At 36.5% G+C, this 21,726-nt stretch carries 17 protein-coding genes; 10 read left to right on the top strand and 7 right to left on the bottom strand.

Translation table 11 applies throughout. The features are described from left to right. Position 1: 1 nt before the first annotated feature. Positions 2-1,474: a RagB/SusD family nutrient uptake outer membrane protein gene (locus P176_RS0106200; RefSeq protein ID WP_197022151.1), complete on the bottom strand. Its 1,473-nt coding sequence runs from the start codon at positions 1,472-1,474 to the stop codon at positions 2-4. A gap of 38 nt (positions 1,475-1,512) precedes the next feature. After that, complete coding sequence (locus P176_RS0106205; protein WP_026753886.1) at positions 1,513-4,791, bottom strand: SusC/RagA family TonB-linked outer membrane protein; 3,279 nt, start codon at positions 4,789-4,791, stop codon at positions 1,513-1,515. A 200-nt stretch (positions 4,792-4,991) separates the two neighbouring features. Here P176_RS0106205 and P176_RS0106210 point away from each other — a divergent pair, with 200 nt between their 5' ends. The 3 genes from P176_RS0106210 (at position 4,992) to P176_RS0106220 (ending at position 9,281) form a co-directional block, all read left to right on the top strand. After that, on the top strand, positions 4,992-5,594 hold the full coding sequence (locus P176_RS0106210) for a ribonuclease HII (RefSeq protein WP_037348752.1): 603 nt from the start codon (positions 4,992-4,994) through the stop codon (positions 5,592-5,594). Positions 5,595-5,621: 27 nt separating this feature from the next. After that, the gene (locus P176_RS0106215; protein ID WP_026753888.1) at positions 5,622-8,057 is read left to right on the top strand and encodes a hypothetical protein; all 2,436 of its coding nucleotides are present in this window, start codon (positions 5,622-5,624) and stop codon (positions 8,055-8,057) included. Positions 8,058-8,231: 174 nt separating this feature from the next. Beyond that, positions 8,232-9,281, top strand: a complete 1,050-nt coding sequence (locus tag P176_RS0106220; RefSeq protein WP_026753889.1) for a nucleoid-associated protein — start codon at positions 8,232-8,234, stop codon at positions 9,279-9,281. Positions 9,282-9,288: 7 nt separating this feature from the next. Here the strand turns inward: P176_RS0106220 and lipB are convergent, their stop codons facing one another. Both lipB and P176_RS20270 read right to left on the bottom strand, forming a co-directional pair. Further along, complete coding sequence (lipB, locus tag P176_RS0106225) at positions 9,289-9,984, bottom strand: lipoyl(octanoyl) transferase LipB (RefSeq protein ID WP_026753890.1); 696 nt, start codon at positions 9,982-9,984, stop codon at positions 9,289-9,291. An 18-nt stretch (positions 9,985-10,002) separates the two neighbouring features. After that, a complete protein-coding gene (locus P176_RS20270; RefSeq protein ID WP_081820754.1) occupies positions 10,003-10,161 on the bottom strand; it encodes a YqaE/Pmp3 family membrane protein in 159 nt (52 codons plus the stop codon). A gap of 121 nt (positions 10,162-10,282) precedes the next feature. On the opposite strand from P176_RS20270, the gene P176_RS0106235 reads away from it, so the two are divergent. From P176_RS0106235 to P176_RS0106255, 4 genes are all read left to right on the top strand, one after another. Then, a complete protein-coding gene (locus P176_RS0106235) occupies positions 10,283-11,347 on the top strand; it encodes a response regulator transcription factor (protein ID WP_037348756.1) in 1,065 nt (354 codons plus the stop codon). Positions 11,348-11,460: 113 nt separating this feature from the next. Then, positions 11,461-11,895: a DUF1573 domain-containing protein gene (locus P176_RS0106240; RefSeq protein ID WP_026753892.1), complete on the top strand. Its 435-nt coding sequence runs from the start codon at positions 11,461-11,463 to the stop codon at positions 11,893-11,895. 139 nt (positions 11,896-12,034) lie between these two features. After that, positions 12,035-13,726, top strand: coding sequence for a lysine--tRNA ligase (lysS, locus tag P176_RS0106250; RefSeq protein ID WP_026753893.1), 1,692 nt, complete (start codon positions 12,035-12,037; stop codon positions 13,724-13,726). Positions 13,727-13,939: 213 nt separating this feature from the next. Then, on the top strand, positions 13,940-16,420 hold the full coding sequence (locus tag P176_RS0106255; RefSeq protein WP_037348759.1) for a zinc-dependent metalloprotease: 2,481 nt from the start codon (positions 13,940-13,942) through the stop codon (positions 16,418-16,420). A gap of 91 nt (positions 16,421-16,511) precedes the next feature. Here the strand turns inward: P176_RS0106255 and P176_RS0106260 are convergent, their stop codons facing one another. Then, a complete protein-coding gene (locus P176_RS0106260; protein ID WP_026753895.1) occupies positions 16,512-16,994 on the bottom strand; it encodes a hypothetical protein in 483 nt (160 codons plus the stop codon). An 82-nt stretch (positions 16,995-17,076) separates the two neighbouring features. Then, the gene (locus tag P176_RS0106265) at positions 17,077-17,544 is read right to left on the bottom strand and encodes a hypothetical protein (RefSeq protein WP_026753896.1); all 468 of its coding nucleotides are present in this window, start codon (positions 17,542-17,544) and stop codon (positions 17,077-17,079) included. Positions 17,545-17,830: 286 nt separating this feature from the next. Here P176_RS0106265 and P176_RS0106275 point away from each other — a divergent pair, with 286 nt between their 5' ends. From P176_RS0106275 to P176_RS0106285, 3 genes are all read left to right on the top strand, one after another. Then, complete coding sequence (locus P176_RS0106275) at positions 17,831-19,363, top strand: hypothetical protein (protein ID WP_037348761.1); 1,533 nt, start codon at positions 17,831-17,833, stop codon at positions 19,361-19,363. A gap of 98 nt (positions 19,364-19,461) precedes the next feature. Next, positions 19,462-19,911, top strand: a complete 450-nt coding sequence (locus P176_RS0106280) for a hypothetical protein (protein ID WP_026753898.1) — start codon at positions 19,462-19,464, stop codon at positions 19,909-19,911. A gap of 111 nt (positions 19,912-20,022) precedes the next feature. After that, entirely contained in the window at positions 20,023-20,352 is a 330-nt protein-coding gene (locus P176_RS0106285; protein ID WP_026753899.1) for a hypothetical protein, read from the top strand. A gap of 84 nt (positions 20,353-20,436) precedes the next feature. On the opposite strand, the gene hemL is transcribed toward P176_RS0106285, so the two are convergent. Beyond that, entirely contained in the window at positions 20,437-21,726 is a 1,290-nt protein-coding gene (hemL, locus tag P176_RS0106290) for a glutamate-1-semialdehyde 2,1-aminomutase (RefSeq protein WP_026753900.1), read from the bottom strand.

Raw genomic sequence — 21,726 nt, forward strand, 5'->3', positions numbered from 1 at the left:
TTTAATTATTCTGACTTGAGATATTTGGATTATTAACAATTTCAACCTCTGGAATCTGAAAAGACATTTCATCTGAATCATAACTAAAAGATTGACCAGCTCTAAATACATGATTAGTACCTCTAGTGTTAGTCGCTTGGAAACGCTTCATTGCTAAATAAGCCTTTCCTTCGCCCCAAAATTCAACACGTGTTTGAAAATATATCTCCTCAAGTAAAGCTGGACCAGTAAATTGATTAAGATAATTAGCGGCTGCCGATGCACTACCTAATCTAATAGATAATAAATCTTGAAGACGCGACTTAGCAGATGCTTCATCACCCATTCTAGCAGATGCTTCAGCGCTCAACATATAAAACTCATCAACCCTCATAAAAAGATAATCTGTAGTAATTTGAAATTGTCCACCTGGAGCTCTTCCTGGATCAAAAAATTTGTTTACTGGTTGCAAAGGAGCTGCTCCAGTACCAAATTGAGTTTTTCTGATATCATTTGCTGGAATTTGAGCATATAATGCGTCATCAATAGATTTTGTATCACCTGCCCAAGCGTAGCTATAGGTATAATAATCCACTTGACCCCACCAATTAATTAATTGGTGACCCAAATCTGCGGTTATATCAAAACCCCACATCCATGATGGCGATGTAACAGAGTTAAAACCAGAACCAGCACCTGGATTAGCCAAAGCTCCAGACGTAGTTAAAGGATAACCACCTGTATTAATCACTGCCTCTGCATTAACTTTAGCAGCAGCATAATCTCCCATGGCAGCATAAGTGTAAGCTAGTAAACCTTGCGCAACACTTTTGTCAATTTGACTTATTTGAGTTCTAGTATAACCATCAAGATTCTCAACAGCGAAAGTCAAATCACTAATTATCAATTCGTAAATCTGAGACGCAGGAACTTTACCTAATTCAGAAGTCTCAATATTATAAAATGGTAAAATAGGCTGACTTGGATCATAAGAAGGCTGAAAGAACTGTGCTAAATAAAAATAAGAGTAAGCACGATATGCCTTAGCTTGAGCATTAATTCTAAGCACATTAGGATCATCCGATTCCGGATTATTACCGCCGGACGTCTGAATCACAGTATTTGCAATACCAACAATACGAAAGTAATAATTCCATAACAATTGGTTCTCTTGTCTAGTAAAATCAGTTGTGGTTAGCAAATTTGCCGTACCATTATACCAACCAAAAGCACTAGCAGATAATGCCATATCCCCAGTAACTATATCCGACAAAATATCAACACCTTTCTGACCAATATCATAATGACGACCGGCAGCTGTACCTAAAGTACCTAGGGGTTGTATCATAAAACCAGCAATACCTTCTAAGGTTCCTTCTACCAGTTCTGGGTTAGTTTCTACGTTCTCAGTGAAATCAACATCTGTAAGCACATCTGTCGCTCTCTCTGGATCTAAAAACGATTCCTCGCAGCTCCAAATAAAAGCTGACAACATTAATAAATAAATTACATTTTTTTTCATATCATTTTTTTTTAAAATTGAACTTTAGCTCCAAGGCTAAATGTAGTCATTGGAGGAAAATTACCTCTACTAGAAGTTCCTATAGTAGTTGTAGGATTTAGACCTTGACGCTGACTTAGCATCATTAAATTATCAGCAGATAAATAAAGACTAAAAGCGCTCATTCCTAAAGACTCAACAGTAGTTTGAGGCAACCTATAACTTAAATTCACGTTGTTTAATGACAAGTAATCAGCCTTTGTCAAAAATCTAGTTGATGTTGCATTCTGCTGTGCATCTTGACCGAAAGTAGCCGAATATCTAGGCACATCGGTGATATCACCAGGTTGTTGCCATCTGTTTCTAATATCTGTAGAATAATTATCCGCACCAATTAAACTATTATTCATTAATACAGCATAACCAAAATCATAATTATAACCACCTACACTGTAACTAAACTGAGCTGATATATCAAAGTTTTTCCAACCTGCATTTAATCTAAATCCACCTCTAACATCTGGTATCGCTGATTTTCCAGTGTATACTTGTGTAGCATTAGAATAAACATTTGTAGTGGTTTTTGCAACATTGCCACCGCCTAATTCTTGATATTCAAATAAAGTGCCAGACTCATTGTCATTTACACCATCACCATCAACATCGATTTCAAAACCAGTACTCGTTGTCGATTCACCAGCATCAAAAACACCATTATCATTATCATCAACATAATATTGATACCATAAAGCCTCACCATTAGCAGGATTTACTCCAGCCCATTCTCTCATATACCAATCATACTGGGACTTACCTGCGGCAAGATTTCCGTTATCGTCAAAAATAGCTCTTTCACCGGTTACAATAGAAACTGGCATTTCTGTTAGCTGGTTATTGAAGGTTTCTCCATTTAAATTAACTGAAAATCTAAAATTTTCATTTTGAACGAGATTTGCCTGTATATTAAACTCCAAACCATTATTTTGAAGTTCACCACCATTATAACGAATTGCGCTAAAACCAGAAGAAGGCGGTAAATTTTCGTCAAAAAACAAATCCGTTGTTCTTTTATCATAATAATCAACATCAACGTTTAATTTACCATTAAAGAAACTACTCTCCAAACCTACTTGCCAGATATTAGATGTTTCCCAAGTTAAGTCAGGATTGGCTTGCGTAGAACTACGAGTAAATGAATATGAACCATCAGGAGTTTGATTAATACTAAATATTTGAAAGCCATTTAAAAGCCCTGTACCAACATCACCAATAACACCATAACTACCTTTCAGTTTGAGAAAGTCAAGGAAAGAAATATCACTCATGAAATCTTCTTTCGTCATAATCCAAGCTCCTCCAACAGATCCGAAAGTACCCCATTTGTTTTCAATAAATCTTGACGAACCATCACGTCTAACAGATGCTGTAAAGAAATATTTATCATCATAATCATAATTAAATCCAGCAAAATAACTATCTAAAGACCACTGTCTTTTGAATGAACTTGCCCTTCCTAAAGGTGTGGTGTATTGATCTAAGTCTGTTTGACCTGCTAAAATTGCACGTTCTGCAGAACCTATGATAGTTCTAAAGTTATCTTCGGTAGACTCGTGAGCAGCGAAAAGCTCAAAATCATGTTGACCATAAGAGTTTTGAAATCTTAACAACTGCAAAAAGTTCTGATTAACACTCGAATCATCATCTAAAAACAAACTACCTCCAGCATTAGCTGCACCACCATAGAACTGATTATTTCTATTAGTATTTATCCTTTGATCGAACTGACCACTATAACGCATTTCAAAAGACAAGTAATCTGTTAGACTCATATCTACATTAAAGTTACCCAATAATGTGGTGATGTCAGATTGATCTAAATCGTAAGTAGCAACCGCTACGGCGTTAGTACCATTCCAAGCTCTCCTTCCTGTAGCATTTCCGTAGTCATACTGAGATCCACCAAAAATAGGATCTGGAACTAAGCTTCCATCTGGATTTCTTAAGAATACATCATAAATAGCAGGTGAAGTATATAAAATTGCAAAAGGGTTTGCAGAACTACTCGCTCCATCGGCCCCAGAATTAGTATTTCTAGCTCCTGTCCAAGCCATATTACCAGAAACCGTAAGCCAATCAGTAGCTTTGTGCTCCAAATTCAAACGAGTCGAATACCTAGTATAACGTGAATTTACAGCTGCTCCTTGATCATCAACATATCCTAAAGAACTTGCGAATTTTGTTTTCTCGGTACCACCAGAAAACTGTAAGTTAGCCTCTGTTCGCTGTCCGTTTGAAAAAACAGCATCACGCCAAAGAGTTGGTGTAAAACGACGCTGAACCCCATTATTAAATCGGCCTGTTTCTTGGTCTATCAATTGATTGCCAGGAACGTTCCAAATATTATATAAAGGATCAATACCAGCAGCAGTACCGTAAAGATTATTACTAGCATATTGTCTAGGATTCGGGAAACCATTAAGTATGGCATTGTTTCTTAGACCATCCCAAGACACTTCCATATACTCTTCTGGAGAAGTTAAAACATCATACTCAGGCAACATAAAAGTATTAACACTTGTAGTAACATCGATCGATATTCTTGAAGTACCTTGCTTACCTTGCTTTGTCGTAACCAACACAACGCCATTAGCACCTCTCGACCCATATATAGATGTCGCTGCCGCATCCTTCAATACAACAATAGACTCAATGTCAGCTGGATTTATAGATTGCAACACATTTGTTCCAGTAAGGGGAGCACCATCTACAACATAAAGCGGAAGAGTATTACCATTAATAGAACCGAAACCACGAATACGAATCTCTGCAGCGGCTCCTGGCTGTCCCGACCTTGTAATAACATTCACCCCAGCAATCTCACCTCTAAGCGCTTGTGTTACGTTAGAAACGACCTTACCTTCAATCTCTTCCATGTCTACAGTAGCAGCAGTACCTGTGAAAGACTCTTTGGTAGTTTTGCTATACCCTACAACAACAACCTCTTCTAAGGCGTTATCATATTCCAAGGCAACATCGTATACACTAGCAGCCCCAACTTTAATTTCAGTGGTTTTCATTCCAACATAGGAAATAACTAAAACTTCACCTTGACTTACTTCGATAGAATATTGACCATCGAAATCTGTTTGCTTACCTTTCGTTGTACCTTTAACAATTACTGATGCTCCTGGTAACGGCAATTCGTTATCAGCAGTAGTAACTGTTCCTGTGACCGTCTTCTCTTGTGCATAAGAGAACTGCATCACGCACGCCATAAATAGCGTCATTAACCATGTTAACTTTAATTTCATAAAACAATTATTTGAGTTAGTCTTTCGCAAACATCTTAATAAATTATTAAATAAACAAGTTATTATGCTAAAAAAACGTTAACTCAATTTTGAGAAAAAATCTACTCAATCACTTATATTATCTGAGCTTTCTGTATTGTAGATGGTTATATTAACAAAAGGTTGCGTTAATATTTTAACTTTGTTCAAATTTTAACATTTTGGCACTAAAACTAAATTTTTCAGGTTTCGAATTAGAATGCGGCACAGATGAAGCAGGGCGTGGTTGTCTTGCTGGCCCCGTGACAGCAGCGGCTGTTATTTTACCAAAATATTTTGAGAATGACGTTTTAAATGACTCTAAACTCCTTTCAGAAGCAAAACGGAATTTACTTAAGCCCATTTTAGAGCATCAAGCAACCTGCTATGCCACCGCGATGGTCTTGCCTGAAGACATTGACAAGATCAATATACTTAATGCCTCTATCCTCGCCATGCATAAAGCTATAACTTTACTCGATCCAAAACCTACATACATTATAGTGGATGGGAATAGATTTAAGCCCTTTCAAACTATTGAACACCAAACAATCATAAAAGGAGACTCTAAGTATTTATCAATAGCCGCGGCATCTGTATTGGCTAAAACACATCGAGACGCTTATATGGAGAAGATTCACGAAGAATTTCCTATGTATAATTGGAAACAAAACAAAGGATATCCTACAAAGGAGCATCGTGCAGCCATTCTTAAATTTGGGATTACCAAATACCACAGAAAATCATTTAGATTATTACCCGAACAATATCATTTGGATATCTAACTTTCTATATTTGCAAAAATCGTATTCATGAGATTATTTTGGCTGTTGCTTTTAGGCTTAATAGTATTGAACAGTTGCTCAAACAACAATTCTGATACTACTAGCCCTCTTTCTAGAATCCCTTCTGATTCTGAAATCATTTTAAAAATCAATAATCTTGAGGCACTCAAAAGCGGACTCAAGAACAATACACTGCTTACAGAAATTGGAGCAGCGCCCTCTTTGAGCAGCCTCAAATCTCAATTGACACCTTTAGCTTATTTTCAAAATGCGAGTCCTATATATATAGGTATAAAAAAAGAGGATAATGATAATGTGCAAATTAGTATCGTTACCCACTATAAAGATCATATTATTCAATTTGACTCTATCCCAAATCTGGTAGTTGAGTCTTTTGGCAGTGGAGATGACACTATCAAAAAACTCACCTTAAACGATCTTACCTATTATAGCACGAGCAAGGACAGTATCTTGTTTATATCTAACCGCATGAACTTGGCAAAAAACTCACTAACGCCAACCCAATTGCCTACTACAATACAAGAGTTATTTGAAACATCAGACAATGAACAATCTGTTTCTATCTTCTATAAAAATAATAGAATAGGTCTAGGCCAACTATTATTACCGGATACCCTTAAAGATCAAGCTTCTTTTTCAAAACTGTCGGTTATAGATGTCGATATCTCTCAAAACGACATTTACTTTAACGGTGTCACGGAGGCCAGAGATTCATCACAAACACTGATCAATAAATTTAGAGGAAGTATTCCTCAGCAAAATAAAATGGCTTCCATCTGTCCTGCATCCGTAACACATTTTACAAGTTTTACATCTCAGAACATGCAAATGCTGAGACAAAATTTTCATAATATTGCTTTAAACGATTCTCTTGCAAAACCAAATCGTATATATGATAATATTACAGAGTTTGGTGAATTAGTTATTGAGGACACTCCAGCTTTTTTACTTTACTCTCTCGACCCTACAAGTACATTTGAGGCTTTAGAATCTGAGCAAATCAATAGTTCTTACAGAACGATAGACATTTATAGTTTAGATACTGATGAAAATTTTGCAGCAACATTTGCACCTCTAATTTCTGTCACTGCTCCTAAATATTATGTCAACATTGACGATTTTTTCGTTTTTGCTGAAGACATCAGTGTTCTAGAGACAATCATTTCAAATTATCAAAATGGTACGGTACTTTCAGAAAGTGATGCCTATAAAGATCTGATGCTTCATCTCAGTGATGAATCTTCATTTTTTATATTTGACAGTGCTCAATTTCTAAAAAAAAGGCTGGAAAAATACTTCGAAAATGCTGAAGGCTTTGAGCTTGGCAAGTATGAAACTTCGGCCTTACAATTTATATACGACACAAATTTTGCACATGTAAACGCTGCTTTCAAAACCTTTAAGAACAAAGGAAACGATAATCAAATTTCAGAAGAGGTGAATATTGCCATTGATTCCGACTTGTTGACCTCTCCACAGTTTGTTAAAAACCACACCAACAATCAAATGGATGTGGCCGTGCAAGACATTAACAACAACCTGTACCTTATTTCTAATAAGGGCAAGGTCTTTTGGAAAAAACAGCTCAACGGAAAAATTCTAGGTAAAATAGAACAGATTGACATGTACAAAAACGGCCGTTTGCAATTGGCCTTTGCAACATCAAATCGAGTTTATGTTTTAGATAGAAATGGTAATGACGTTTCTCCGTTTCCGCTTAAATTTAATGATAAAATCACTCAACCACTTTCTGTATTTGATTACGCTAACAAGCGTAACTACCGATTATTAGTTACACAAGGGAAGTCTCTCTTAATGTATGATCAATTGGGAAATAGTGTTGATGGGTTTAAATATGACGCTGATAACAGCACCATATCCACCCAACCAAAACATTTTAGAGTAGGCACTAAGGATTATATTGTTTTTGCAAAAGGAGATCATTTAGAAATCCTAGATCGTGTGGGTGATAGACGCATTGATGTTAAAGAAGCTATTGTGTTCTCAGATAATGAGATCTATCTTTATGATAATCATTTTACAACTACCAATGCTAATGGAGAACTCCTGAAAGTCAACCAAAATGGTACGGTGAAACATGAAAACCTGAATTTAAAAGACAACCATAAAATAACCACAACAAGCAAAACTTTTGTGGCACTATCAGACAACAAGCTTACGATCAAGTCAAATACCATCTCGTTAGATTTCGGCAATTATACAGAGCCCTCTATATTTTATATTAGAGATAAGATCTATGTGAGCGTTACCGATTTACAATCTAAAAAAGTGTACCTTTTTGATAGCCAAGCTAAGCCTATTAGCAATTTCCCCGTTTATGGAAATTCTAAGATCGACATGTTTAATGTTGATAAAGATTCTAGCCTTGAGCTTATTACCAAAGGGAGTAACAATAGCATGATTATCTATACCTTAAATTAAGAATAAAAGAGAATTCTCTTTCAACAAGCGTACTAGTCTCATATTCTAACAATTAAAGTAGTTAAACTTAAAAACCACTCTCAATCAAATAGCGCAATGCATTACCAATACTTATTAACATAATTCGATCTGTATTTTGTAGTATTGTGCTTCGGAAATTTGACCAAGACCCATATGATAAAACGTAATAAAGCTTCCATTTCAAAATGCATCTTACATAAAGTTGGCAATAAATTCAACAGTACAAAGAATGCTTTTTCAGAACAGCCTATAGACTTTGACGAAGAAAGCTACGATATTCTCGTACCCTATCTTTTAAGACCATTTACCAGTTTGGCTGAAACCTATCGTTTTAATCACCACTCAAACATAGAACTTAACGAAATAAACACTTACGCCACGCAATTGCTGGCAGACGACTCTGATTTCGTCAATATTTCGAAGCATATTGTAACGCATCTCTTTGAGCAGTCCAATTCCTCTCAAATTAAAACAGGAGACGTGATTATTTGTATGGTGCATGATATACAATATGAGGATTACCAGACAGATGCCATTGGTATTTTTAAGATTGAAAGTAAAACCCATTTCTTTCAAACTTATCTTGAGAACAATAGCTATGATATTATTGCACAACGTGGTATTGGCACCAAAAAAGTAGATAAAGGCTGCTTGATCCTTAATGCTGCTGATGGTGAGGGCAAAATTGTACTAAGTGTGGACAACAATAACTATGACGCACAGTATTGGATTAAAAGTTTTCTCAACGTAAAGTATCCTGACGATTCCAACGAGCACACTAAAAATTATATTGAAATGTGCCGAGACTTTTCAAAAGAAGTGATGCAGCCTCAATTTGGCGGACAACAACAAAGTCACTTTTTGGCTAAAACCGTAGATTTTTTCAAAGAAAATGAAATTGCCAATATCGAAACTTTCAAAGAGGAGGTTATGGATAATGAAGATCAAATACAGCTCTTTGAGGATTTTAAAAAAGGTTATGAAAGCGATCACAACATCGTGATTAGAAACCAATTTGATGTCTCTGAAATTGTTTTGAAAAAGCAAAAGCAGAAAATCAAGACCGAAATCAAATTAGACACCAATATCCAAATTAAGCTGGATGTCGATGCACCTGATGCATCTGCCGAATACTTAGAGCGTGGCTACGATGATGAGAAGAAAATGCATTTTTACAAAGTCTTTTTTAATGAGGAAGGGTAACTCTACTTTAAGATTTTGCTTCAAAAAGCATCATAAAATGCTTGAGTAATTTTTGTTTTATTTCAGTTTCATTAATGTGATCAACGCTGAGCTCCACATTTAATGAGGTTACTGCTTTGCCTTTAATTCCGCAGGGCACAATATTGTCAAAGTACCCTAAATCGGCATTGACGTTTAAAGCAAAGCCATGCATGGTCACCCATCGGCTAGCACGTACGCCCATAGCGCAAATTTTTCGGGCAAAGGGCGTGCCAACATCTAACCAAACCCCCGTCTCACCGGGACTGCGTTCGGCATTTAATCCGTATTCTTTAAGCGTAAGAATAATCACTTCTTCCAACAGACGAAGATATTTGTGAATATCTGTAAAGAAATTATCCAAATCTAAGATGGGATATCCCACAATCTGCCCAGGACCGTGATAGGTAATATCACCACCTCGGTTAATTTTGTAAAAAGAAGCTCCTTTTTCAGTAAGCTGTTGCTCTGTTAGCAATAGGTTGGCCACATCCCCGCTTTTCCCTAAGGTATACACATGTGGATGCTCTACAAAAAGAAAATAATTATCGGTTTCTAAACCAGCCTCCTCTCTCCTATTCTTGATTTTGGTATCTAAAATCCCCTTAAAGAGTTGTTCTTGATAATCCCAGGTGGCCTTAAAATCCTTGGTGCCTAAATCCTCTATTTTTACCGTCTTATTCATGACTGCAAAAATACAATTTTATCGTTCGGGATTGTTCAAAATCACTAAAGCAGCAATTACGCCCGGCACCCAGCCGCAGAGCCAAAGCAAAAACACAATTAAGATAGACCCACAGCCTTTCCCTATAACCGCTAGTGGTGGACACACAATAGCGAGCAAAACTCTCCAAAAGCTCATAATACTTTGATTTATTTTGATTGATGATCTAACGATTGGTCGTTTGTATGAAAGTAATGTTACAGCACAAATTTCGATTCGGCTCATTTCCGATAGTAAAAAAAAATAGTAGTTTAGTGTTATGAACAAGCAGATTATCTTTTTGATTCTTTTAGTGTGCTTCGGAAAGCTGCTACATGCACAACATCACTTTACAGGTCACATTGATAATGAGCGCTGGCAGAATGCTGTTTATCTTTCGGTCATTGAAGATTACAGGACTCTTAAGGGCATTAATGAAGAACAGATCATCACTAAAGTATCCACAGATGCCACGGGATATTTCGAGTTTAACGGGAGTCAGCTTGATGCAACTAACAAAATATATAAGCTTCATGTAGACAATTGCAGCCTGAGCGGTAAAAACACCAATCATTTTGACGGACATTGCGAAGACAGTAAATCGATTCTATTCATTGCCAAAGAAAATGACTCCATTGTCTTTCCTTTAGGTTTCGAAGATCAGATATTCTGCGATGTTAGATCTACCAACCCAAAGACCTCAGCTTTTATAAAAATCGATTCTCTTAAAGAGGACATGAGCTTTGAATATGGAACCTATAGAAGTAAGGCCAACCGAAAACTCAACAATAAAAAATGGTTTAAAATACTTCATGATTTTGGTGAAACACTTGACGAGCCATTGGCCGAACTCTATATCTATGCCTTCCTCTCTGACCGAGGGCTTCCATTTCATACGTACTATTTACAAGATCTGAATACAAACAACTACTATGATGAACTCTTAGAGCGACTAAAAAGACAGTATCCTAAATCTACTTATGCAAAGCAATATGAAGCAGAACTAAAGGCAGATCGCTTTATTACAGCGTCCACTTCAAAAAAGACTACAGCATCACAGCCAATATGGGTTTACATTATTGCTGCTGCAGCCATCCTTTCTCTGTTTTTAAATATTTGGCTCATCTATTCTAAACATCGCCTAAAATCGAAACGTAAAACAGATCGCATGGAGCAACTCACGTCCCAAGAACAGAAAATTTTGGATCTTATTCGCCAAGGAAAAAACAATAAAGCGATTGCTGAGATACTATTTGTGAGTGTAAGTACGGTTAAAACACATGTCAATAATATTTTCAGAAAGCTTAATGTTTCTTCAAGAGAAGAGGCTAAATCGCTGTTATGATGTGCTTTTCATAAAATTAGACCCGGTACTAGTCCCTTTTTCCAACCTTTAACAGCTCCTTTTCTTTCTGTTTATCTCGATGTTTGTCTGGTATAACCAAAAACACATTTATTATGACATTTATGACAAACAAAAACAGAACACCATTTTTATTGACCAATGCACTCGCTCTGCTCATCTGCATGTTCATGACACTAGACACGACGAGTCAAAACAAAACAGAAGAGATTGCTGGTATCTTTTCCTTTGAGAACGAAACTTTAGATTATGGGACCATTCAACAACATGCCGATGGTGAACGCAGTTTTAAATTTAAGAATACAGGCGAAGCACCCATAGTGATTTCTACTATAAAAACATCTTGTGGTTGTACCGTTGCTAGTTATAATAAGATGCCAATACTTCCTGGAGAAACATCAGAAATCACCATTACCTATGCCACCAATCGCATTGGGGCTTTTACCAAAACAATTACTATCATGTCTAATGCTTCGGAAACGAAGAAGATCTTAAAAATTAAAGGAAATGTTTTAAAAACCGATAGTTGATCTCTTTTCAAAAACTGCTCTCAGACCTTTGTTTTTTGGTATTTGCCAAAAGGCAAAGGTCTTTTGCATAGAAGTCCATAAACTTGTTCTAAAAGTGTCTCAAAAAATGTAATTTTGCAATCTGTAAAAAACAACGACTATGCAGCTTTCAGAACTAGAATTGGTGAGACGCGATAAACTCGCAAAACTAAGAGAATTAGGAATCAACCCGTATCCTGCAGATTTATTTCCTGTGGATCATACTTCAAAACAGCTGAAAGCAAATTTCAAAGAAGGCGCTACAGTAACCATTGCCGGGAGGTTGATGTCACGTAGAATTCAAGGAAATGCAAGTTTTGCTGAATTACAGGATAGCACTGGCCGAATTCAAGTATACTTTAACCGTGACGAAATTTGTACAGGTGATGATAAAAGCAAATACAATAATGTCTATAAAAAACTTTTAGACATTGGTGACTTTATTGGGATTACTGGCGAGCTTTTTACAACTCAAGTTGGCGAAAAAACAGTGATGGTCAAGGAGTTTACCTTATTAAGTAAAGCCTTGAAACCATTACCACAACCACGTGAAGACAGTGAAGGTAAAATTCATGATGCCTTTACAGATGCTGAACAACGCTATAGACAGCGCTATGTAGATTTGGTAGTTAACCCACATGTAAAGGAAGTATTTGTTAAACGAACCAAGCTCTTCAATGCCATGCGTAATTTTTTCAATGACGCTGGATATTTTGAAGTAGAAACGCCTATTCTACAACCTATTCCTGGTGGTGCAGCCGCAAGGCCTTTTGTAACCCATCACAACAGTTTAGACATTCCTCTTTATATGAGAATTGCTAACGAGCTGTATTTAAAACGCCTTATTGTTGGCGGTTTTGAAGGTGTTTATGAGTTTTCTAAAAACTTCAGAAATGAAGGGATGGACCGTACTCATAACCCAGAATTTACAGCTATGGAAATCTATGTGTCCTACAAAGATTATAATTGGATGATGGATTTTTGCGAACAGCTCCTTGAGCACTGTGCAATTGCCGTTAATGGAACTACCGAGGCTACTTTTGGCAAGCATCAAATTGATTTTAAAGCGCCGTATGCTCGCGTAACAATGGCAGATTCTATCAAACACTTCACAGGGTTTGATATTACCGGTAAGAGCGAATCTGAGATTCGTCAAGCCGCCCGAGATATGGGTGTTGGCGTTGATGAAACGATGGGCAAAGGAAAATTGATTGACGAAATCTTTGGCGAAAAATGTGAAGGCAATTACATACAACCTACATTCATCACCGATTATCCAAAAGAAATGAGTCCGTTATGCAAAGAACACCGCGACAATCCTGAACTAACAGAACGTTTTGAATTGATGGTCTGCGGAAAAGAGATTGCAAATGCTTATTCTGAGTTAAATGATCCTATTGATCAACGTGAACGTTTTGAACATCAACTAAAACTATCAGCCAAAGGTGATGACGAAGCTACTGAATTTATAGATCACGACTTTTTACGTGCTTTAGAATACGGCATGCCACCTACATCTGGTATGGGTATTGGTATGGATCGTCTTATTATGTTTTTAACCAACAATCAATCCATACAAGAGGTCCTGTTTTTCCCTCAAATGCGACCTGAGAAGAAACAAGTGGAGATGAACGAAGAAGAAAAGTCGGTTTTTCTAATTCTGAAATCAGCATCTCCAATAGACCTTAACGACTTGAAATCACAGTCTGGTTTAAGCAATAAGAAATGGGACAAGACCATTAAAGGACTCACCGCAAAAAAAGTAGCTAAAGTCGAAAAAAATGAGGACGGCTTATTTGTAGAATTAACTTAATGCAAATTCATTTGTATGTCAACAAAAACCATTTTCAATAGTTAACATACGATTTACATTTTCTGATTAGAACCAATTCAAGTCGGATGTTATAACGACTAAAAATATGTTTTGAGAAAAGCATTGATTACGTTAAATTCATCTTAAAAAGAAGCAATACGTTTCAATAGAAAGAGACTTTCCTTATTTTGAAAGACTAATGTAAATTCAATCATTTTGAGACAACTTCCTTTCAAACTACTCTTTGTAGTTTCTCTATGTTTTACAGTGTCATGTAACACAGCAAAAAAAGCAAGCAAATCTGCTGCTACAGCCGAAAATGCAGGTAAAAAACCTGGCAAAAATGACCCCAAACCTTATGACAAGGTAATTACCAAAGACGCTAAAAGCGATTCTGGTCTTTTTACTGTTCATAGTTTGGATGATAAATATTACTACGAAATCCCAGACTCTCTATTTGACAAAGAGATGCTCATGGTAACACGCATCTCAAAAACAGCCAGTGGCTTGGGATTTGGTGGCGGAAAACTGAATGAACAAGTATTGCGCTGGCAGAAAAAAGATAAAAAAGTAGTATTGCGTGTGGTCTCTTATAATGTGGTTGCTGCAGATTCTTTACCTGTAAATGAAGCAGTAACAAATTCTAATTTTGAGCCTGTACTCTATACGTTTCCTATAGAAGCATTTAGCAAAGACTCAACGAGTGTTGTTATTGATGCTACGCCTTTATTTGATCAAGACGTGAAGTCTCTTGGAATCCCCGATTACCAAAGAAAGCCTTTTAAGATCTCCAGACTTGAAAGTGATAAGTCTTTCATTGAGACTATTAAGAGCTACCCTAAAAACATTGAAGCTAGACACGTTAAAACTTATGCCGCTGGAGAGCCACCTTCTAATTCTAGTACTGGGACGATTTCTGTAGAAATCAACAACTCTATGATCTTACTTCCAGATGACAAAATGAAGCGTCGTTATTTCGATGAGCGCGTGGGATGGTTTACAAGCAGTCAAACAGATTACGGTTTAGAAGACCAAAAGAGTAAGACTTTAGAATTTCTAGATCGCTGGAGATTAGAAGTTAGAGATGAAGATATCGAGAAATTCAAAAGTGGGGAACTCGTTGTTCCGAAAAAACAAATTGTATACTATATAGATCGTGCTACCCCATACAAATGGAGAAAATACATCAAGCAGGGTATCGAAGATTGGCAAGTTGCTTTTGAAGCTGCCGGATTTAAAGAAGCTATTATCGCTAAAAACCCACCAAGTGAATCGGAAGACCCAGAGTGGACACCTGAGGACGTACGTTATTCTGTAGTACGATATTTAGCGTCTCCAATCCCCAATGCTAATGGTCCGCACGTAAGCGACCCTAGAACTGGTGAGATTTTAGAAAGTGATATCAATTGGTACCATAATGTGATGTCTTTATTGCGTGGATGGTTTTTTGTACAAACTGCAGCCATCAATCCAGAAGCTCAGAGTCCGCAATTTCGCGACGATGTCATGGGGCGTTTAATTCGTTTTGTATCCGCTCACGAAGTGGGTCATACTTTAGGCCTACCTCACAACATGGGAAGTAGTGTGGCTTACCCTGTAGAAAAACTTAGAGATGCAGAATTTACCCAAAAATATGGAACAGCACCATCTATTATGGATTATGCACGTTTCAACTATGTTGCACAGCCAGGAGATGAGGGTGTTGCATTAATGCCAAATATTGGAACTTATGATAAGTATGCCATAGAATGGGGATATCGCCCAATCTTAGACAAAACTGCAGAAGAAGAAAAGCCAATTTTGAATGAGTGGATTATGGCTCATGCCGGTGACCCAATGTACCGATTTGGACACCAACAAGCTGGTGACGTTGTAGATCCAAGTTCACAAACTGAAGACTTAGGAGATGATGCCATGCTAGCCAGCGAATATGGTATCAAGAATCTAAAACGCATTGTACCAAATCTAATTACCTGGACCACAGAGAAAGGTGAAGATTACGACGACCTCGAAGAAATGTACGGTCACGTTATTTCTCAATTTAACCGCTATATGGGCCACGTGTCTAATAATATTGGAGGCGTTTATGAGTATTACAAAACCTCAGATCAAGAAGGTGCAGTATACATACCTGTTCCTAAGGCTAAGCAAAAAGAAGCCATGGCCTTTATTCAAGATAATTTATTTGAAACTCCAGAATGGTTACTAGATACTGATATCTTTAACCGTATTGAATTCTCTGGTTCTGTAGAGCGCGTTCGTGCCATGCAAGAGCGTACCTTAAAGAATATTATAAGTCTAGGAAAAATGCAACGTCTCATTGAAACTCAAACTTATAATGGAGACGAAGCTTATGCGCTTACTGATATGATGAGCGATTTACGAAATGGAATTTGGAGCGAGCTAAGCAGCGGCAAAAAGATTGATACGTATCGTAGAAATCTGCAGCGTGCCTATATTGACAGATTAGCTGAAATGATGACTGCTGAAAATCAAAGCGGCAGATCACGTAGTCCTTACGTAAAAGCGACCGCAGTGAACACAAGCCAGTCAGATATTAGAGCTGTTGTAAGGGCAGAACTAAAATCGTTGCGCAGTGCATTGAGAAATGCAAGAGGCGCTGATGATATGAGCCGAATTCATATTGCAGATGCTTTAGAGCGCGTAGATGCTATTTTAAATCCTAATGGATAAATAATAACTCCTTGTAGTTATATATAAAAGCCTCAGAGAGATCTGAGGCTTTTTTTATTGATGATTCAATTTATATGCTCTCTTTATCCATCTAGAAGATAAAAATCATATAAACAATAATCCCTTCTGCAATACCGGTAATGATGCTCATGCCAAGGACGTCCTTTATCTTACTTCTTAAAAAGAACACCACACTTAAAATTGCCATAATTGCTGCCAATAGAATTTCCAGCGCTTGTATTTTAGAGAGTAAAAAGGTAATTCCCGTAAATGCAATCGTAATACCAAGAGTAATCAGGCTAAATTTCAAGATTTGGTCTTTGGTATAGTTTCCTTCCATAAAACCTTGCCTTAGATCTCTTAAAATGGATAGCACAAATAGCAATGGTACTACAGATAAAAAAGGTGCAAATATCACTTTAATACCTTTGACTATCGTTAAATCATAATACATAAAAAAAGCAACCGTAGTAAGGGCTAATAGTCCTGTAACAATCATCGATTGAAACGTAAATAATAATTCCCTTTTGCTAGCGTTGGATTTTGGCTTTGGAGGTTCAATAATTGAATTCATAATCGTTTTATTTAAATTAGTTAAGTTATTATTGTGTGGTTATCGTTTTTGAAATTGGCATTCGCTTCATTGTAAAAATTAGTTAACCGGCTAGAAAAAAGACATGCACGGCCAAGGATAATAAGACACCGCTCAAAATCCCATTGACCTTTGAGTTACTGTACAGGATATAGTTGAGTACGTAACTGCTAATAGTGGTCGAGTTTATGAGGTGAGCAACTATGAGATGATCTTCTATATGCTGGCCCGTGAGCCACTGAATCATCTGCATACCCGCAAGCCCAAGCACCATACTTAAAATGAGCAGCAATGTGGCGGGTTTTTGATTGTTGAGCTTATTTTCATCGGTATTGAGAGGCACAAAATCTGTTATTAAAAGAAAGCGCACAAAAAACAAGATCGGTATCGGAAATAGAATCGATGCAATAATCTTGATCACATCTTTAAATGTCCTGATCTCATCATATCCTAAAAAAACTAAGTATACAAATACCACTACAGAGACAACCACAGTGGTAATGAAGGCGGTATTCACCTGATTGATTTTCATATCAATTGCTTAAGACTAAGGTTTGACCCATTGTGTTTTTAGCTAGAAAGGCAACAATCTGTTTATAATTTTTCACAGTTTCAAGCTTGAGGGAATTAGAACATAGCCCACCTATAGTTAAACCAATTGATAACACTAAGATTTTGATGATAGATTTCATACGCTTGTTGTTGATGTTACAACAAAAGTGCGCTAGTTAGAGATCAATACATATCTAATTTAATATAGAAACTGATGATATATTTTGCAATAAATTATACATGACTGATATTATCACTAACTTTATATGAATATTAATGACGATATATTGACAAATTTAAACGCTATCATCGCAACGTTTTCTTCTGAAGAACAACAGCATTTTATTCAATTTTTGGAGACAAAGAATAAACGAAGTGACACTAAGAACATCCAACTCTTTAAGCTTTTATCAGAAGATGAGCAGGACTCAAAATCAATCTGTCACATACTTTATAAGAAAGACAACAAACCGGCTTATCACGCATTACGAAAACGTTTATACCAATCGCTCATAGACTTTGTTGCTAATCAAAAGCTTACAGATGAAAACTCTGTAGACTTGCAACTCATCAAATATATCTTGGCCGCTAGACATTTTCTTGCCTATAAAAATCCGAAAATCGCCTATCCAATTCTTGATAAAGCTGAACTTTTGGCGCAAGAGCATCAACTCTACCCTATTCTAAATGAAATCTATCACACAAAAATTCAATACGCTTATTTACACCCTACGGTACATCTTGAGACATTAATTGATAAATTTCGAAGCAATCAAAAACACTATTTTATTGAAGAAGAACTCAATATGGTGTATGCAAAAATCAGGCATGCACTTAACAATATCGTTTACAAAGGTGAAATTTTAGATTTCGAAACGATTTTAAACAACACGCTTCAGGAACATCACATTGAGATATCTGAGTCTTTATCTTTCAAATCCCTGTATCAATTAACAACTATTGTAAGTCTATCGGCATTTGTAACCAACGATTACTTAAAAATAGAGTCCTTTTTATTGGATACTTATGAAAAACTCAAATCTCATAAAACGAAAGACAAACAGTTATTTTATCACATTCAAGTGATTTACATCATCGCAAATACACTTTTTAGAAATAAAAAATTTACAGCATCCCAAGAGTATTTAGAGCTCATGAAAAGCTTATGTTCTCAACAACGTCATAAGTACAAGAAGTCTTTTATTCTTAAATACACGCTACTTAAAGCATTAAACCTTAATTACACTTCAGAACAAGACCAAGCCATTATGCTATTGGAGTCAGTTTTACAAGATCAACATAACGATGTAGAAACCGTATTGGATATCAATCTTAGTTTGGTTATGTTTTATTTACAAAAAGAAGATCTTAAAAATGCAAAGCGTATTTCTTCAAGTTTTTATCATACAGATAACTACTATAGCGAAAAAGCAGGTAAGGAATGGACCATAAAAAAGAATTTGGTTGAGATCATTCTCTATATAGAACTTGATGAATTGGACCTTGTAGATTCTAGATTGAAAAGCTTTAAAAGAGCTTACATTACATATTTAAAAGACATTAACCAAGAACGGGTCATCACATACCTTCATTTGATAGAGCACTACTACAAACATCCCAAGACCGTTACTTCTAAAGTTTTTAATGACAAAGTTGAAACATCATTTACTTGGGTAGAAAATAAACAAGAAGATATTTTTGTGATGAGCTTTTTTGCTTGGCTAAAAAGCAAAATGACCTCTAGACCTCTTTACACTGTTACTTTAGAGCTCATTGATCAAGCCAAATCTGTTAATTAGCCGTTAAAATCATCTTCGTCTTTAAACCTATTTTAAGATCTAATGTCCAAAAGGCATCAATTAGAAAACGAATACTCTTAATCTAAAACACACACAAGATGAAAAAAGTAATTTTAATTGCTATTGCCTTTATTAGTTTACAAGCAATAGCTCAGGACAAAAACCGAGGCGACCGAGATGGAAGACTGATGCAAGACCTTTCTGCTGAAGAAATGGCTACCATTAAAACAAAAAAGATGACCTTACATCTAGATCTAACCGAAGCTCAACAAGCCAAAGTAAAAACGGTTCTTTTAGAAGAGGCTACTCAAAGAAAGCAAAACATGGAGTCTCATAGAGCTTTACGAGAGAATAAAGACAGTGAAAAACCATCAAAGGAAGCCCGCATTAAAATGATCAACGAGAAACTAGATCATCAAATCGCAATGAAGCAAAAAATGAAGTCTGTTTTAAATGATCAACAATATGCCAAGTGGGAATCTAGCCTAAAGGAGAAGAGAAATGGCAGAAAAGGCAAACATGCCGATAGAAGCGGCCACAGAGAATAAATGTTTTATTGGTTGAGTTTTTATCAAAAAGGGCATTGATTTTAAAGTCAATGCCCTTTTTAATGTAAAATTTGCTATTTTAGTCATCTGAAAAAAAATAAATTAATTGAAATGAAAAAATACATTACACTTTGCTTGTTTACTTTAGCATTAGCGTTTAGTTCACAAAACATTATGGCTCAAACCAGTATTGAAGTCGGGAAAGCCGCTAATGAGAAAACTAAAGAACTTCGAAAAGTCATCAAAATTGATGACAGCAAAATGGAAGATATTTTCCAAGCGTATAAGACTTATAACGAAACCTATTTAAAAATTGAGGACAATCTCGAAGCTCATAAAGAGCAATTGAAAAAAATCAATGGCATTTTAGACGAGCGCCTCAAAGAGATCCTTAACGAGGAACAATTTGTAAAGTATCTTAATCTTTATAGAGCATCTTAAAAAATTCTCTAATTCGAACAATAAAAAAATCCAGATGATCATTCATCCGGATTTTTTTATTTGATAAGCATTGGTGTATCTAAATTATTTCAACGTTTTGGATACTTTCCAAACCGCAGCGATGGTTTCATCTAAATCTTCGTAAGACAGTGCGTCGTTTAGAAACCAACTTTCAAACGCGCTTGGTGGCAAATAAACACCTTCGGCAAGCATGCCGTGAAAGAATTTTTTAAACACATCGTTATTTCCCTTTGCAGCAGATTTAAAATCTAAAACAGGGTCTTCGCTAAAATGAATAGACATCATAGAGCCCTCACGATTTATGGTATGGACAATTTCGTGCTCCTCTAAGGCTTCCGCACAACCTTTATGCAAGTATTCCGTTTTATCTGCCAACCTCTTAAACAAAGAAGCGTCGTTATCAATGGTTTTAAGCATCGCTAAACCTGCAGCCATAGCCAATGGATTTCCGCTTAAGGTTCCTGCTTGATATACACTTCCCAAAGGCGCTAGATGCTCCATAATCTCATTGCGAGCAGCAAAAGCCCCAACTGGTAGACCTCCACCAATTACTTTTCCGAAGCAAACGATATCAGCATTGATATTGTAAAGCTCCTGAACACCACCTTTAGCTAACCTAAAACCCGTCATTACCTCATCAAACACCAAAAGAATTTGGTGCTGATCACATAAGGCTCTCAAGTCTTTTAAAAATTCATTCGTAGGTGGTATGCAGCCCATATTACCTGCAACAGGCTCTATAATAACACATGCAATCCCATCTTTATTCGCTTCCGCCAAACGCTTAACGCTTTCGATATCATTATAGATAGCCATCAAGGTATCTTTTGCAGTTCCTTTAGTGACACCTGGGCTATTTGGGCTACCAAAAGTAACGGCTCCACTTCCCGCTTCTATCAAAAACGAGTCGCTATGACCATGATAACACCCAGCAAATTTGATGATCTTATCCTTACTGGTATATCCCCGCGCTAATCGAACTGCGCTCATACATGCTTCTGTTCCTGAATTGACAAAACGTATTTTATCAATATTAGGCACCATTTTTACTGCAAGTTGTGCAATTTTAGTTTCAATTTCTGTAGGCATCCCAAAAGAGGTCCCATCTTTAGCTTTTTGTATAACGGCATTTACTACAGGCTCATAAGCATGGCCCAATATCATTGGTCCCCAAGAACTAATATAATCAATGTAACGTCTATTATCTTCATCTATAACATAGGCGCCTTTAGCCGATTTAGCAAAAATAGGCGTCCCGCCAACCGCTTTAAAAGCTCTTACTGGTGAGTTCACCCCTCCAGGAATTACCGTTTCTGCTTCTTTAAATAGTGCACTACTGCGTTGGTATAACAT

Origin of the sequence: Sediminibacter sp. Hel_I_10, assembly GCF_000688335.1 — a bacterium.
Taxonomy (GTDB): Bacteria; Bacteroidota; Bacteroidia; order Flavobacteriales; family Flavobacteriaceae; genus Psychroserpens.

What these genes read in the sequence shown, in the direction of transcription:
- lipB (WP_026753890.1), bottom strand. Translation starts at nt 9,984, where the DNA reads ATGAATAAGACGGTAAAAATAGAGGATTTAGGCACCAAGGATTTTAAG.
- P176_RS0106240 (WP_026753892.1), top strand. Translation starts at nt 11,461, where the DNA reads ATGACATTTATGACAAACAAAAACAGAACACCATTTTTATTGACCAAT.
- P176_RS0106285 (WP_026753899.1), top strand. Translation starts at nt 20,023, where the DNA reads ATGAAAAAATACATTACACTTTGCTTGTTTACTTTAGCATTAGCGTTT.
- hemL (WP_026753900.1), bottom strand. Translation starts at nt 21,726, where the DNA reads ATGTTATACCAACGCAGTAGTGCACTATTTAAAGAAGCAGAAACGGTA.
- lysS (WP_026753893.1), top strand. Translation starts at nt 12,035, where the DNA reads ATGCAGCTTTCAGAACTAGAATTGGTGAGACGCGATAAACTCGCAAAA.
- P176_RS0106280 (WP_026753898.1), top strand. Translation starts at nt 19,462, where the DNA reads ATGAAAAAAGTAATTTTAATTGCTATTGCCTTTATTAGTTTACAAGCA.
- P176_RS0106235 (WP_037348756.1), top strand. Translation starts at nt 10,283, where the DNA reads ATGAACAAGCAGATTATCTTTTTGATTCTTTTAGTGTGCTTCGGAAAG.
- P176_RS0106205 (WP_026753886.1), bottom strand. Translation starts at nt 4,791, where the DNA reads ATGAAATTAAAGTTAACATGGTTAATGACGCTATTTATGGCGTGCGTG.
- P176_RS0106260 (WP_026753895.1), bottom strand. Translation starts at nt 16,994, where the DNA reads ATGAATTCAATTATTGAACCTCCAAAGCCAAAATCCAACGCTAGCAAA.
- P176_RS20270 (WP_081820754.1), bottom strand. Translation starts at nt 10,161, where the DNA reads ATGAGCTTTTGGAGAGTTTTGCTCGCTATTGTGTGTCCACCACTAGCG.
- P176_RS0106215 (WP_026753888.1), top strand. Translation starts at nt 5,622, where the DNA reads ATGAGATTATTTTGGCTGTTGCTTTTAGGCTTAATAGTATTGAACAGT.
- P176_RS0106220 (WP_026753889.1), top strand. Translation starts at nt 8,232, where the DNA reads ATGATAAAACGTAATAAAGCTTCCATTTCAAAATGCATCTTACATAAA.
- P176_RS0106265 (WP_026753896.1), bottom strand. Translation starts at nt 17,544, where the DNA reads ATGAAAATCAATCAGGTGAATACCGCCTTCATTACCACTGTGGTTGTC.
- P176_RS0106200 (WP_197022151.1), bottom strand. Translation starts at nt 1,474, where the DNA reads ATGTTGTCAGCTTTTATTTGGAGCTGCGAGGAATCGTTTTTAGATCCA.
- P176_RS0106275 (WP_037348761.1), top strand. Translation starts at nt 17,831, where the DNA reads ATGAATATTAATGACGATATATTGACAAATTTAAACGCTATCATCGCA.